The following is a 15,059-nucleotide window of genomic DNA, read 5'->3' as shown; positions in this document are numbered from 1 at the left end:
TATGACTGCATGGTTATGCACGCTTTCTTAGCCTGGATTCTGAGCAATCTTCGGGCCCCGCAATGCTGACGCCAGAAGGCATTTGCAGTATACTCCCGCCCTAAATTCTTTAACTGGCGCGGGCGGTTGTAAGCCCGCATCAAAAACGTAAGGTATCCAGGTGAATATTCAGGCTCTTCTCTCCGAAAAAGTCAGTCAGGCACTGATTGCCGCAGGCGCACCTGCGGATTGCGAACCGCAGGTTCGTCAGTCAGCAAAAGTACAGTTTGGCGACTATCAGGCTAATGGCGTGATGGCAGTGGCTAAAAAACTGGGCATGCCGCCGCGACAGCTCGCTGAGCAGGTACTGACGCATCTGGATCTCTCCGGCATTGCCAGCAAAACCGAAATTGCTGGTCCGGGCTTTATCAATATTTTCCTTGAGCCTGCGTTCCTGGCGAGCCACGTTGACGCGGCGCTGAAATCTGACCGTCTGGGCGTTTCCCAGCCGGAAGCGCAGACCGTGGTGGTCGACTACTCAGCCCCGAACGTGGCGAAGGAGATGCACGTAGGCCACCTGCGCTCCACCATCATTGGTGACGCCGCGGTACGCACCCTTGAGTTCCTCGGTCACAAGGTGATCCGCGCGAACCACGTGGGCGACTGGGGCACCCAGTTCGGCATGCTGATTGCTTACCTGGAAAAACAGCAGCAGGAAAACGCGGGTGAAATGGCGCTGGCGGACCTGGAAGGGTTCTACCGCGAAGCCAAAAAGCACTATGACGAAGACGAAGCCTTTGCCGAGCGCGCCCGCAGCTACGTGGTGAAGCTGCAGGGCGGGGATCAATACTTCCTCGAGATGTGGCGCAAGCTGGTTGACATCACCATGTCCCAGAACCAGCTTACCTATAACCGTCTGAACGTGACCCTGACCCGCGACGACGTGATGGGTGAAAGCCTGTATAACCCGATGCTGCCAGGCATTGTGGCGGACCTGAAGGCCAAAAACCTGGCGGTGGAGAGCGAAGGCGCAACGGTAGTGTTCCTTGATGAGTACAAAAACAAGGAAGGCGAACCGATGGGCGTGATTATCCAGAAAAAGGATGGCGGCTATCTCTACACCACCACGGACATCGCGTGTGCGAAATACCGTTACGAAACCCTGCACGCCGACCGCGTGCTGTACTACATCGACTCCCGTCAGCACCAGCACCTGATGCAGGCGTGGACTATCGTGCGTAAAGCCGGTTACGTGCCGGACTGCGTGCCGCTGGAACACCACATGTTCGGCATGATGCTGGGTAAAGACGGCAAGCCGTTCAAAACCCGCGCGGGCGGTACCGTGAAGCTTTCCGATCTGCTGGACGAAGCGCTGGAGCGCGCCCGTCGCCTGGTGGCGGAGAAGAACCCGGACATGCCTGCTGACGAACTGGAAAAACTGGCCAACGCCGTCGGTATCGGCGCGGTGAAATACGCGGATCTTTCCAAGAACCGCACCACCGACTACATCTTCGACTGGGACAACATGCTGGCGTTTGAAGGCAACACGGCGCCGTACATGCAGTACGCCTATACCCGCGTGCTCTCCGTGTTCCGCAAGGCGAACATTGATGAAAGCGTGCTGGCGAATGCTACAGTGACCATCACGGAGGATCGTGAAGCACAGCTGGCGGCGCGTCTGCTGCAGTTCGAAGAGACGCTGACGGTTGTCGCGCGTGACGGCACGCCGCACGTGATGTGTGCTTACCTGTACGATCTGGCGGGTCTGTTCTCCGGCTTCTACGAGCACTGCCCTATTCTGTCTGCAGAAAATGAATCGGTGCGTAACAGCCGCCTGAAGCTGGCTCAGCTGACGGCGAAGACTCTGAAGCTGGGTCTGGATACCCTGGGTATCGAAACCGTAGAACGTATGTAAAAAAGAAACCCGGCAAACGCCGGGTTTTTTATTATCAGAAGTATTTCCGCAAATACTCTGTCAGACAGAGAATCGCCATCGCCTGGCCATACGGCATCGACGTCAGCGGGATCTGGCGATAAAACTCAAGATCGCTGCCCATTCCCGTCCCGAACGACGTTTGCAGCAGCTCCCCTTCCGGCGAGATATTTTTCACGATGCCGCGAATCGCTTTTTCAGCAACGTCAGCATATTCAGGCTCAACATAGCGCTTCCGCACCGCTTTCAGGATCCCGTAGGCAAACCCTGCCGTGGCGGATGCTTCCAGGTACGAGTTCGGATCGTCCAGCAGCGTATGCCACAACCCGCTTTCGTCCTGACATTTTGCCAGCGCGGCAACCTGCGCCTTCAGCACCTGCACCAGATAACGGCGCACGGCGTTGTTTTCCGGCAGATCCACCAGCTCAAGGAAGTCCGGGATCACGATGGTCAGCCAGCTGTTGCCGCGCGCCCAGCGGGCCCGGGCAAAGTTATGATTGCCGTCGTAGCTCCAGCCGTGGAACCACAGCCCCGTCTCCCGGTCCATCAGGTTCTGCACGTGGAGCAGGAACTGATAGATCGCCTCCTCTACGTACTCCGGCTTATTCAGCAGCCTGCCGATTTTCGCCAGCGGCAGCACCGTCATCATCAGCGTGTCGTCCCACATCTGCTGATGATTCTCTTCCGCCAGCGTGATGTGCTGCATACCGCCGTGTTCGGTGCGTGGCATCTCATTCATCGCCCACTCCGCCCAGCTTTCCAGCCACGGCAGCCAGGCCGGGTTTTTGCTCTCTTCGTAGCGATAGGCCAGCGTCAGAAACGGCGACATCGTATTGACGTTTTTGGTGGTGGCGCCTTCCGCAAAGCGGTCGGCAAACCAGCTGTCGATAATGTTGCGCATCCCTTCGTCACCGGTCTGGCAGTAGTACTGCCAGATGCCATACAGGCCGACGCCGTGCGTCCACTCCCATCCGGCCCAGCCTTTGGTGTCGATCACGCGCCCGTCGTCCAGCCGCAGCAAAAATTCACCCGTTTTATCGTGGATATTGACCAGGTTGTGCGTCACTTTTTGAATCAGCGATTTCAGCTCGTCCCGGGCGATAAAGCGCTCTGGCTGACGCAATAGCGGGCTATGTTTGACAGGCCAAACTTTCATCATCTTAACCTCTGTTGTATGTCGAATTGAGTACCGCGCGATCCTTCAGCGAAGATGCAGCTGGCTTATTGCGATTCAGATAACCGATGTTGTTATTGCCCCACAGTGACTCATAAGGCATACCGGCCAGCATCTCGACGGTGGCGCGGGCGTGTGGCGTCGCTGACTCCGGCATCGCATGACCACACTCACGCATTTTCGCGGTCTCCTCGCGCAGCGTGCGGTGGGTCTGCAAATTAAGCCTGAAGCGCAGGGAAACGAGGAAACCGCAGAACAGCACCAGGATGGTGCCCACGCTCAGGATCAGCAGAATGGTGTGGCTCACTTCAGCAGGCTGTACCTTCTGACCGCTGACAAAGCCGGACATTTGCATCACGATGCCCACCAGCATCACCGCACCGGCCTGTGACGCCTTACGGGTCAGGGTCATGATGCCGGCGAAAATCCCTTCCCGGCGCTGGCCGGTGATCGCTTCATCCACGTCAGCAATGTAGGTATAGGTATTCCATGGCACGTAGTTAATACCGCCGCGACCCAGCCCAGCCACCGCAGAGATCAGTAACAGCAGAGCGTAGACGTCGCTCAGATCGGCGTAATAGAGCATGGCGTAAGAGAGAGACGCCAGGCCAAACAGCACCACCACCATGCGGTAGGACGGCGCAGGTCCGAAGCGAATACACAGCGGGATCATCCCGATCACGGCGAGGAACTGGAAGATAGCCATCGTGCCCAGCAGGTTGGACGCCATTGACGCTTCCTGCATCAGCACAAACACCACGTAGTAGGTGAAGACTGCGTTAAATACGTCCTGTGCGATGTAGCCGCCGAGGTACATGCCGAGATGCTGGCGGAAAATCTTGATGCGCAGCGTAGAGCTTAATTCGACAAATAGACGATTGATGCTTTGCCCCAGCGTCAGTTTCTTCTTCTCTTCTTCGGCACGCAGCGCCGCTTCAGACCACTCCTCACGCGGGCGCTCCCAGGTAAAGAACCAGACAAAGGTAAGCATCAGGGCGCACAGCACGGAGAAAACCAGGCTTGCGTAAAAGAATGAGATGGCGTTGTCTTTACCGAAGTGGGTGAGCAGGATCCCCGGCAGGAAGGAGGCCAGAATCGCTGACATCTGCGCCATAGAAATACGCGCCCCGGAGAACTTGGTTTTCTGTTTGAAGTCGTCGGTCATTTCCGGCACCAGCGTCTCGTAAGGCACCAGAATCATGGTGTAGACAATATCAAACACCAGATAGGTCAGCAGGTAGTACCAGAAATTCATGTCCCCTACCCACATCAACGAGTAGCTGAACACGCACGGAATGCCTAGCAGGATAAAGAACTTACGGCGACCAAAGCGCTTTCCAGGCCAGGTCGTACCGAAGTTATCCGTCAAAAAGCCCATTAACGGGCTGACAACAGCATCCAGCACCCTCGCAGCGGCAAAGATGAAGGTTGCTTCAATCGGTGTGAGTCCACAGAAGGTGGTATAAAAATACAAAAGCCAGGCCGCCGTCAGGGCGGTCGTACCGGCCCCGAGAAAATCGCCTGCCCCGTAAGCAAGATAATTTGCGAGTCCAATTTTACGTGTTTTCATTGCCGTCAACCCTAAGCAAATTTGGGAGACTCCCTGCAAGTAAGGCTCATCGGGGAGTTTTTACACGGCTACAGTAAATGCAACGACGTCCTGATACCTTTCTGTTTCTGCCATCACGGGCAGGGTAAATGGCAAAAATGCAAAGAGTCGCGTCACGCGTGTCACTAATTTATAAAACAGCGTTTCTGTTGCATCAAAAGGTGAGGTCAATTTTGCGAGACAGCCATCAGAATTGACTGATGGCTGGTGACAAAGGCAGGCAGCTAGCGGTAGTTGACGATGACAGAATTGCTCTGCACCTTCAGCGCCGGGATCAAACGTCCTCCGCCTGGCACTTCCCAGATAAAACGTAAAGGTTCAATGGCCGGCACGCCGTTGAACGCCTGCGTTGTGCCATTTTCGCCGTCGATTTCCGTGCAGCGGGTCTGTGAGCAGAGGCGCACCCGCAGTCCGGCTGGCGTTGGGCCAATGAGCCTGTAGTTCCACACCACCATCCCCATCTGACCAGAAACCGTTTCAGAGGGCGACAGCGGATTAGAAGACATGGCGACACCCCGGTTGCTGAGGGTCACGCCCATGCTGCTTGCCTGCCAGGTCCCTTCCCCGGCAGCCTGAGCCGCCAGCGGGAAGAGCAAAATCCATAGCCATTTCATTATTTTCCTCCAATCGTTGCCGTCATACGGATATGGCGGTTATCCGACAGCTCCAGATTCGACAGCACAACAAGCTGATTCAGGCTGCGGCGCAGGAAGCGCGACAGCAGCGGACGCAGCGCGTGGTTGACCAGCAGCACCGGCGGCGCGCCCAGCATCTCCTGACGCGCCAGCGCCTCCTGAGTTTGCTCCAGCAGGCGATCCGCCAGGCCAGGCTCGAGGCCGCCGCCGCCCTGCAGGGCCTGCAGCAGCAGGCGTTCAAGCGGCGTATCGAGTCCAATCACCTGGACTTCGCCGGTCCCCGGGAACCACTGCTGGGTGATCGCACGCCCCAGCGCCACGCGCACCACCGCCGTCAGCTCGTGCGGATCGCTCTGCAGCGGCGCATGCTCGGCAAGGGTTTCCAGGATGGTACGCATATCGCGGATCGGCACTTTTTCCTCAAGCAGGTTTTGCAGCACCTTGTGCAGCGTAGTTAACGTCAGCACGCCCGGCACCAGGTCTTCCGTCAGCTTCGGCATCTCCTGCGTCACGCGATCGAGAAGCTGCTGCGCTTCCTGACGGCCAAACAGCTCGGCCGAGAATTGCCCAATCAGGTGATTAAGGTGGGTTGCCACCACGGTACTGGCTTCGACAACCGTATAACCCTGAATTTGCGCCTGCTCTTTCAGCGCGCTTTCAATCCAGATTGCCGCCAGGCCAAAGGCCGGATCGACGGTCTGCTCGCCCGGCAGCGTGCCTGCTGCAGTGCCAGGGTTAATCGCCAGCCAGCGTCCCGGGTAAGCATCGCCGCTGCCAATTTCAACACCCTTCATTAGAATACGATAGCGCGCAGGCGGCAGGTCCATATTGTCCTTGATATGCACCACCGGCGGCAGGAAGCCCATGTCCTGAGCGAATTTTTTACGGATGCTGCGGATGCGGCCAAGCAGCTCTCCATCCTGCTGGAAATCCACCATCGGGATCAGGCGATACCCCACTTCCATTCCCAGGGAATCTTCCAGCTGAACGTCGTTCCAGGTCGCTTCTACGGCCTGGGTGTTCTCCGGCATTTTCACCGGAACCGGTTCCGCAGCCGGCCTGGTCTCACGACCACGCATCCACCAGGCCAGCCCCAGCAGCCCCGCCGTAAACAGCAGGAACACGAGGTTTGGCATCCCCGGCACCAGGCCGAGCAGCCCGAGCACCGCAGCCGCCAGCAGCATCACGCGTGGGTTACTGAAGAGCTGGCCCACCATCTGCTCGCCAACGTCCTGATCGGTACTGACGCGGGTCACGATAACGCCCGCCGCAGTGGAGATAACCAGCGCCGGGATCTGTGCGACCAGACCGTCACCAATGGTCAGCAGCGTATAGCTTTCCGCCGCATGGCCCATGTCCATCCCGTGCTGCAGTACCCCCACCAGCAGGCCGCCGACCACGTTAATCACCATGATCAGGATGCCCGCGATGGCATCCCCGCGCACAAACTTACTCGCACCGTCCATGGAGCCGTAGAAGTCCGCCTCCTGGGTCACTTCCGCACGGCGTTTTTTGGCTTCATCTTCAGCGATAAGCCCGGCGTTCAGATCGGCGTCGATCGCCATCTGCTTGCCCGGCATCCCGTCCAGCACAAAACGGGCGCCCACTTCCGCAATACGCCCCGCACCTTTGGTGATAACCATAAAGTTGATGATCACGAGGATAACGAACACCACGATACCGATAGCGAAGTTCCCGCCCACCAGGAAGTGGCCGAAGGCCTCGACCACCTTACCCGCCGCTGCCGCGCCGGTGTGGCCCTCCATCAGGATGATACGCGTGGAGGCCACGTTCAGCGCCAGCCGCAGCAAGGTGGTAAACAGCAGAATGGTCGGGAACGCGGCGAACTCCAGCGTGCGCTGGGTGAACATCGCCACCAGCAGCACCATAATGGACAGCGCAATATTGAAGGTGAAAAGCAGATCGAGGATGAACGCCGGGAGCGGCAGTACCATCATCGACAGAATTAACAGGATGAGGATCGGCCCGGCAAGGATCTGCCATTGGGTCGATTTCAGGTTGCCGGGCAGGCGCAACATTGCCACCAGATTAGCCATCAGTGTCCTTCTCGTTCATAAAATCCAGCGCGGCAGGCACCGGAAGGTTCTCAGGTTTGACAGGCCGTTGACCGCCGGCCAGACGCCAGCGCTTCAACTGCCATACCCAGGCCAGCACTTCCGCCACCGCGGCGTAGAGCTGTCCAGGGATCTGTTGTCCGATATCCGCGTGGCGGTAAAGGGCTCGCGCCAGCGGAGGTGCTTCCAGGATCGGCACGCGGTTTTCGGTACCAATTTCCCTGATGCGCAATGCAATCAGCCCCGCCCCTTTTGCCACCACTTTCGGCGCGCTCATTTTGTTTTCGTCATAGCGCAGCGCCACGGAATAGTGCGTCGGGTTGGTAACGATGACGTCCGCCTTCGGCACATCTTCCATCATGCGGCGACGGGCGGCGGCACGCTGCATCTGCCGGATGCGCCCCTTCACGTGCGGGTCACCTTCCATCTGCTTATATTCGTCGCGGATGTCCTGACGTGACATTCGCAGTTTCTTGAAGTGGGAATAGAGCTGGAAGATAACGTCAAAACCCACCATCGGAATAATGCTGAGCACCACCAGCAGCGCGCAAAGCCCAACCAGGTTCAGCGCATTGCTCATCGCGGTAAGGGGCGACTCGCTGATAAGGCGCATCATTTCGGGCCAGTGGTACCAGAGGAAAAATCCTGCGGAACTGCCCATCAGCACCGATTTGAGAATAGCCTTGAGCAGCTCGGCCCCGGTCTGCGCCGAGAACATTTTCGCAATGCCCGGCAGCGGGTTCAGTTTTGAAAATTTAGGTTGCAGCGATTTTCCGCTAAAGACCAGCCCGCCCAGCATCACCGGGGAGACCAGCGCCACCAGCACCACGCCGGTAATCAGGGGCAGCAGCGCAACCATGGCCCCTTTTATCAGCTGAATAATCTGGCTGAGGATCAGATTCGGGTCGTTGACCATGCTGTGGTCAAAACGTAAGCCGGTGGAGAGCATCCCCGCCAGCTTGCGGGCGAGCGACTCCCCACCCCACCAGATAATGCACACGCCTACGATAAGGATCAGCAGGGAGGTCAATTCTCGGGATCGGGGGATCTGCCCTTCCTCACGCGCCTTTTCTAGTCGGTGGGGTGTGGGGGCTTCCGTTTTGTCGTCGTTCTCTTCTGCCACAGTGCATGCTCAGCCCATTACGTCACGGGTATCATGCCAGCGCAGCGGAAATCCAATGGCGGGAAAAGCCCGTTTATTCGGGCTCTTTTCGGTGATTTTGTCGTAAACCGCCTCAGGCGGCGTAACCCCCCTGAGGCGGAATGGACAATCAGAAGCCGAGGCTGTCCAGCAGGTCGTCCACCTGATCCTGGCTTGCCACGACGCCCGCCTTGCTGGCGTCGAGCTGCGGGCCATTGAGCAGGCTTTCGTTCTCGCGTTTTGGACGGGCAGCCGGTTCCGGGATGTTCTCCAGCAGCACCATCAGCAGCTGGCGCTCAATCTCCTGAATCACATCCATCATGCGCTTGATGACCTGACCGGTCAGATCCTGGAAATCCTGCGCCATCATAATGTCCAGCAGCTGGGCGTTGGTGAAGCTGGTGTGGCCCGGCACATCCCCCAGGAACTGACGGGTGTCAGTCACCAGTTCGCGGGCATCCGCCAGCTCGATGGGGTTCTCAAACCACTCATCCCAGCGTTGGGTCAGGGCTTTCGCGCCCTTTTCCATCGCATCCTGATGCGGCTGTGAGGCTTCAACGCTGTTCAGCGCACGCTCAGCTGCCTGAGCGGTCATCTGCACAACGTAGTCCAGACGGTCGCGGGCGTCCGGGATCGCTTCCGCCGCTTCGGCAATGGCCTGATCCAGCCCCAGTTCACGCAGGCTGTCACGCAGCATGCGCGTCAGGCTGCCGATGCGGACGATGATGTCGCTCGGCGAGTGTTCTTCAACGGGTTTCATTGCAGGTTGCATCATCACCAACACCTCACATGCCGAGTTTCTCGAAGATCTTACCGAGCTTCTCTTCCAGGGTCGCTGCGGTGAATGGCTTCACCACGTAGCCGCTTGCGCCCGCCTGTGCAGCGGCAATGATGTTCTCTTTTTTCGCTTCTGCAGTGACCATCAGCACCGGCATAGACGCCATGCCCGCGTCCGCACGAATAGTTTTCAGTAGCTCCAGACCGTCCATATTCGGCATGTTCCAGTCGGAGATGACAAAACCAAACCCGCCAGCCTGCAGTTTGTTCAGCGCATCCACGCCGTCTTCTGCTTCTTCAACGTTGTTGAAGCCCAGCTCTTTCAGCAGGTTGCGCACAATGCGACGCATGGTGGAAAAGTCATCCACAACCAAAAACTTAAGCTCTTTATCCGCCATAAAATAATACTCCTGAGTCAAATACGTATTGCCTGTCCGGCACTGATTTTCGCCAGCATCTGCTGGCTTACCTGGCTAAGATCGACCACTTCGCTCACGCCACCCATATTGATGGCCTCGCGCGGCATGCCGAACACCACACAACTTGCTTCATTCTGCGCAATCGTCCAGGCGCCAGCCTGGTGCATTGCAAGCATTCCGGCGGCACCGTCGTTGCCCATCCCCGTCAGGATCACCCCAACGGCGTTGCGCCCCGCATGTTTCGCCACCGAATGAAACAGCACATCCACCGACGGACGGTGCCGGTTAACCGGCGGTCCGTCATGAATTTTGATTTGATAGTTAGCGCCGCTGCGCGCCAGCTCCATATGCTTGTCCCCCGGCGCGATATACGCATGTCCCGGCAGCACGCGCTCGCCGTCTTCCGCCTCTTTCACGCTGATCTGGCACAGCTTGTTCAGACGTTCGGCGAAGGAGCGGGTAAAGCCAGGCGGCATATGCTGAGTGATCAGAATACCCGGACTTGAAAGCGGCAATGGCTGGAGTACATGGCGAATTGCCTCTGTTCCTCCGGTTGACGCCCCAATAACCAGCAGTTTTTCCGAGCTGAGTAACGGTCCGGCCTTCAGGGTTGCCGGCGCGGCCATCGGCTTGTGGGCCGCGAGCTTCGCGCGCGAGGCGGTGCGAATTTTCTCGGCGATCATCTCGCTGTACGCCAGCATCCCCTCGCGAATGCCGAGCTGCGGTTTGGTGACAAAATCCACCGCCCCCAGCTCCAGCGCGCGCAGAGTGATTTCCGAACCTTTCCCGGTCAGGGAGGAGACCATCACCACCGGCATGGGACGCAGGCGCATCAATTTCTCAAGGAAATCTATGCCATCCATGCGCGGCATCTCGACATCCAGCGTTAGCACGTCGGGGTTATATTTTTTAATTAAATCCCGCGCTACCAGCGGATCCGGCGCAGTGGCCACCATCTCCATGTCGCTGTGGCTATTGATGATTTCAGTCATGATCTGACGCATCAGCGCTGAATCATCGACAGACAATACCCTGATTTTACTCATGCTTTTTCCTTACTCAGCGCATATACCGTTTGCCCACGCAGGCTAAACTCACGCGCGAGGTTGCTGAAGTTTTCCGAATGCCCGGCAAACAGTAAACCGTCAGGCTTGAGCAACGGAACAAACCGACGCAGAATGTCCTGTTGCGTCGTTTTATCAAAATAGATCATGACGTTGCGGCAAAAAATGGCGTCGAAAGGCCCCGGCACGTTGTACTGCTTATCGAGCAGGTTAACGGGCGCGAATTCGACGCAGTTCGCCAGCTCCTGGCGTACGCGAACCAGGCCTTCATGCGGCCCCGTACCGCGCATGAAGTAACGCTGCAGCTGCTGCGGCGACAGCGTTTTCAGCTCGTCCTGGCGATACACGCCGTTACGCGCCTTCTCCAGCACCTCGGTGTCGATATCGCTGGCGTAGACTTTCCAGCGTCCCGGCGCCATGCCCAGCGTGTCTGCAAGGGTGATCGCCAGCGAGTACGGCTCTTCACCCGTTGAGGCGGCCGCACTCCATACGCGATACTCCCCGGTGCGACGGCGCGCGTGCTCGGCCAGAACCGGAAAGTGGTGGGCTTCACGGAAAAAGGCCGTCAGGTTGGTCGTGAGTGAGTTAATAAAAGCCTGCCACTCCGCGCTGTTCTGGTTCGCTTCGAGCATGCTCAGATAGCGGCCAAAATCATCCAGCCCCAGCGTACGCAAGCGCCGCACCAGTCGGTTGTAGACCATGTCCCGCTTATGATCCGCAAGCACGATCCCCGCACGCTGGTAGATTAACTGACATATCCGACGAAAATGCGCGTCGGACAGCGCGAGGCGCTGTGTCATCTGCAACAATAATGACGTTTGCCCAGGGGGCATTGGTGATGTCATAGCGCCTTCTTAATTACATTCAGGATACAACTGGCACGGCCTGCGACCGCCCGACTTCTGTTACTGCTTCAACGTGCTCTTTCACATTAAATACCGCGACCAGCCCGGTGAGACGATCCGCCTGGCTGGCCAGCTGATCGGTTGCCGCTGCCGCTTCCTCAACTAACGAGGCATTCTGTTGCGTCACCTGATCCATCTGGCTAACGGCCTGAGCCACCTGCTCTATCCCGCGACGCTGTTCGTCCGACGCCGAGGCAATTTCGCCCATGATGTCGTTAACCCGCGTCACTGAGGTGACGATCTCGTGCATGGTATGCGCCGCCGTATCCACCAGGGCAGACCCCTGCTGGACGCGAGAGACCGACTCTTCAATGAGGGACTTAATCTCTTTCGCCGCGTTGGCGCTGCGGCTCGCCAGGTTTCGCACTTCACCTGCCACCACCGCAAACCCACGTCCCTGCTCGCCGGCGCGCGCCGCTTCCACGGCGGCGTTCAGCGCCAGGATGTTGGTCTGAAACGCAATACCGTCAATCACGCTGATGATGTCGCCAATTTTCTGCGAACTGGTGGCAATCTCCTGCATGGTGCTGGCGACATGAGATGCCTGGTCGCCGCCCTTCTTCGCCGTCATCGCCGCCTGTTTTGACAGGTCAGACGCCTGACGCGCGTTATCGGCGTTCTGGCTTACCGTCGCGGTCAGCTGCTCCATACTGGCTGCCGTCTGCGCCAGCGAGGCCGCCTGCTGCTCGGTGCGGGACGAGAGATCGTTGTTACCCGCCGCAATCTCTGAGATCCCGGTGTGCATGGCATAACTGCCCTGACGCACGTCGGATACCGTTTCCCGCAGCGATCCCTGCATTGCCTTCAGGCTGGCAAAAATTGCCGAAATTTCGTTCTTGCCGAACACCGCCACCGGACGCGCCAGATCCCCCTTCGCAATACTTTCGAAGTGGCTGCTGATAATCGCCAGCGGCTGCACAATCATTCTGCGCGCCCAGAGCAGCGCCCCGCCGGTCAGCAGCCCCGCCAGAATCACAACGACGGCAAAGATAACGCCGGACATGTGATAGCTGGTGCGGCTTGCTTCACCGGCGCGCAGAACAGACTGATTGATTTCCTGCTGCCACGCGTCAAAGCTGCCGTCAAACGCCGCCTGAGACGCCTGGACCGGAGCGGTCATGAAGTCCGAAAGCTGGTTGTTCTCAAGCCAGGTCGCCTGGTGGTCCAGATCGCTGTACCACTGCTCAAAGTTCTTTTTCATGGCCGCCTTCAGCGCTTTCTCTTTCTCGCCGTCGGCCGCCTGCGCCGTGAAGGCCTTAAACTGTGCATCTGCCTGCTTCAGGCTGTCGCGCGCCGTTGCCATCAGCGCCTTAATGTCATCCGGCGGATAGCTGAGCGCGGTTAAGGTTCCTGCCTTGTTCAGCGCAGTGCTTGCCTGCAACAGCACGGCACGCGTTTGTGCCAGTGCGGAGCGCTGCTGATTACTCGCCTCAACGTCCTGCAAATTCTGATAGCCATCGCGAAACGCCCAAAAAGACAACCCGTTACTGCCAACCTGCAACACACCGCAAAGGATCAGAATCAAAAACAGTGTGGTCGAGATACGAATACGATTTAACATCCACGCTCCCATCAAGCGGCAAGCAGCCGCGGTTTAATTGTCAGTCAAAATGTTTCCCAGTTTTCATCTTGTCCGGTCGTTGCAGCACGCGTGCGGGTGACCGCCGTGTCGGCGGCTGGCGCGCGGTACGTAGCTTGCGCAGTGACCGTATTTCCAGCGAGTGAAGCGAGACGAAACGCCGAGACGGCCATCTTCAGACGGCTCGCCTGGTCTTCCAGCGCAGCGGCCGCCGCAGCGGACTCCTGCACCAGCGCTGCGTTTTGCTGTGTCACGCGGTCCATTTCCGATACCGCCAGGGCAACCTGGTCGATACCACGACTCTGCTCATCGGACGCAGAGGCGATTTCACCCATGATGTCCGTCACGCGGGTAACGGCATTCACGATGTCATTCATGGTCTCCCCGGCACTCTCCACCAGCACAGAGCCGGTATCCACGCGAGAGACGGAGTCTTCAATCAGGGATTTAATCTCTTTTGCCGCGTTGGCGCTGCGGCTGGCAAGGTTGCGCACTTCCCCGGCCACCACCCCAAAGCCGCGCCCCTGCTCGCCCGCGCGCGCCGCTTCCACGGCGGCGTTGAGCGCGAGGATGTTGGTCTGGAAGGCAATGCCGTCAATGACGCTGATGATGTCGGCGATTTTCTTCGAGCTGTCGGCGATTTCGTGCATGGTTTTCACCACGCCATCCACCACGCGACCGCCGCGCTGCGCGGTTTCGGAGGCGCTTTCCGCCAGCTGAGACGCCTGGCGGGCGTTATCGGCGTTCTGCTTCACGGTTGCGGTGAGCTGCTCCATGCTGGCGGCCGTCTCTTCCAGCGCCGACGCCTGCTGCTCGGTACGGGATGAGAGATCGTTATTCCCCATCGCGATTTCGCTGGTGCCGGTATAGATCGCCTCGGATCCGTTACGCACGTTGGCGACGGTCTCGATCAATGAACGCTGCATGTGGTCGACGCTGTTGGCCAGCTCGGTGATCTCGTTGCGTCCGGAAACGGTCAGCGTTTTGGTCAGATCGCCAGAGGCAATCTCGCGAATATGGGCAATCACGCGGCCGAGAGGGTTCAGCAGGATGTGGCGAATGCCGTACCACACAGCGAACAGCACAATGACCAGCGCCAGGGCCAACACCGCCATCTGCCATTTCGCAAAGCGGTAGTCATTCTGGCTTTCAGTAAAGGCCGAGTGATACAGATCCCCGCTGGCCTTCGCGTATTCCCCCAGCGCCGCGCCGAGTGCGTTTTGCATCCCTTGCGTCGGCTGTGCGAAGTAGGCATCCATGTTGCCGCTCTCCAGGAACTGGATCAGCTCAGTCAGCCCGGCATAGTAGGCGCTGTATTTTTCATCAATGTTCTGGCTCACCTGCGCCATAGCAGGCTGCGGTGCGATTTGCCTGAAGGCGGCGTAGTGTTTAGCCGCGTCGGCCAGCGTGGCCCGGGCATTTTTTAGCAGATCGGTTTTCGCGCTGCTCTGCTGATTGTTCGGATCCATCATCATGCGCGCGGACGAGCGGCTCAGGTTGATGCGCGTTTGCAGCATCAGATCCCACGTCGACGTGAGCTCACTCTGCTGCAGGCGGAGATCGTTCGAGGCGGCGAAGCTGTCCTGGTTCTGTTTTAACGACGAGAAAAAAAGCCCGCCGGAGATAAGCTGAAGTAGTGCGAAAATGACCAGCACCATCATTAGCATTGTGACAACGCGGATACGGTTCAACATACAACACCTTCTCATAGATTTATTAACGGTGTTATCGGCACAGGCCACAGGAACTTTACATTTGCGAAAGGGAAA

The 15,059-nt window shown here is 58.2% G+C and carries 12 protein-coding genes; 1 reads left to right on the top strand and 11 read right to left on the bottom strand.

Annotated elements, in window-relative coordinates:
- Window positions 1-160: 160 nt before the first annotated feature.
- Window positions 161-1,894, top strand: coding sequence for an arginine--tRNA ligase (argS, locus tag APT89_RS02455; protein WP_028013635.1), 1,734 nt, complete (start codon window positions 161-163; stop codon window positions 1,892-1,894).
- A 34-nt stretch (window positions 1,895-1,928) separates the two neighbouring features.
- Here argS and bglB read toward each other — a convergent pair whose 3' ends face one another.
- The 11 genes from bglB to tar form a co-directional block, all read right to left on the bottom strand.
- On the bottom strand, window positions 1,929-3,068 hold the full coding sequence (bglB, locus tag APT89_RS02450) for a beta-galactosidase BglB (protein ID WP_041911995.1): 1,140 nt from the start codon (window positions 3,066-3,068) through the stop codon (window positions 1,929-1,931).
- Between the two features lie 4 nt (window positions 3,069-3,072).
- Window positions 3,073-4,656 carry an MFS transporter gene (locus APT89_RS02445; RefSeq protein ID WP_041909434.1) on the bottom strand — a complete coding sequence of 528 codons (1,584 nt, stop codon included), beginning with the start codon at window positions 4,654-4,656 and terminating at the stop codon, window positions 3,073-3,075.
- 263 nt (window positions 4,657-4,919) lie between these two features.
- The gene (gene flhE / locus APT89_RS02440; protein ID WP_028013640.1) at window positions 4,920-5,312 is read right to left on the bottom strand and encodes a flagellar protein FlhE; all 393 of its coding nucleotides are present in this window, start codon (window positions 5,310-5,312) and stop codon (window positions 4,920-4,922) included.
- Window positions 5,309-7,387 (bottom strand): flagellar biosynthesis protein FlhA, encoded by a 2,079-nt coding sequence (gene flhA / locus APT89_RS02435; protein ID WP_045631222.1) that lies wholly within the window; start codon window positions 7,385-7,387, stop codon window positions 5,309-5,311. Before flhA ends, flhE begins: the two co-directional genes overlap by 4 nt.
- Window positions 7,380-8,528, bottom strand: coding sequence for a flagellar biosynthesis protein FlhB (gene flhB, locus APT89_RS02430; RefSeq protein WP_041909432.1), 1,149 nt, complete (start codon window positions 8,526-8,528; stop codon window positions 7,380-7,382). The genes flhA and flhB overlap by 8 nt, the downstream gene beginning before the upstream one ends.
- A gap of 148 nt (window positions 8,529-8,676) precedes the next feature.
- Window positions 8,677-9,321: a protein phosphatase CheZ gene (gene cheZ, locus APT89_RS02425; protein ID WP_028013643.1), complete on the bottom strand. Its 645-nt coding sequence runs from the start codon at window positions 9,319-9,321 to the stop codon at window positions 8,677-8,679.
- Between the two features lie 10 nt (window positions 9,322-9,331).
- Window positions 9,332-9,721 carry a chemotaxis response regulator CheY gene (gene cheY, locus APT89_RS02420; RefSeq protein ID WP_008500431.1) on the bottom strand — a complete coding sequence of 130 codons (390 nt, stop codon included), beginning with the start codon at window positions 9,719-9,721 and terminating at the stop codon, window positions 9,332-9,334.
- A 17-nt stretch (window positions 9,722-9,738) separates the two neighbouring features.
- Window positions 9,739-10,788 (bottom strand): protein-glutamate methylesterase/protein-glutamine glutaminase, encoded by a 1,050-nt coding sequence (locus tag APT89_RS02415; RefSeq protein WP_014884341.1) that lies wholly within the window; start codon window positions 10,786-10,788, stop codon window positions 9,739-9,741.
- Window positions 10,785-11,651: a protein-glutamate O-methyltransferase CheR gene (cheR, locus tag APT89_RS02410; RefSeq protein WP_014884342.1), complete on the bottom strand. Its 867-nt coding sequence runs from the start codon at window positions 11,649-11,651 to the stop codon at window positions 10,785-10,787. The genes APT89_RS02415 and cheR overlap by 4 nt, the downstream gene beginning before the upstream one ends.
- A gap of 19 nt (window positions 11,652-11,670) precedes the next feature.
- Window positions 11,671-13,272 (bottom strand): methyl-accepting chemotaxis protein IV, encoded by a 1,602-nt coding sequence (gene tap / locus APT89_RS02405; protein ID WP_060571703.1) that lies wholly within the window; start codon window positions 13,270-13,272, stop codon window positions 11,671-11,673.
- Window positions 13,273-13,316: 44 nt separating this feature from the next.
- Entirely contained in the window at window positions 13,317-14,984 is a 1,668-nt protein-coding gene (tar, locus tag APT89_RS02400; RefSeq protein WP_060571702.1) for a methyl-accepting chemotaxis protein II, read from the bottom strand.
- Window positions 14,985-15,059 lie beyond the last annotated feature (75 nt).

Origin of the sequence: Enterobacter sp. 50588862, assembly GCF_001462935.1 — a bacterium.
Taxonomy (GTDB): Bacteria; Pseudomonadota; Gammaproteobacteria; order Enterobacterales; family Enterobacteriaceae; genus Enterobacter; species Enterobacter bugandensis.
Note: the sequence above shows the minus strand (reverse complement) of the source record. Positions and strands in the feature narration are given on the sequence as shown.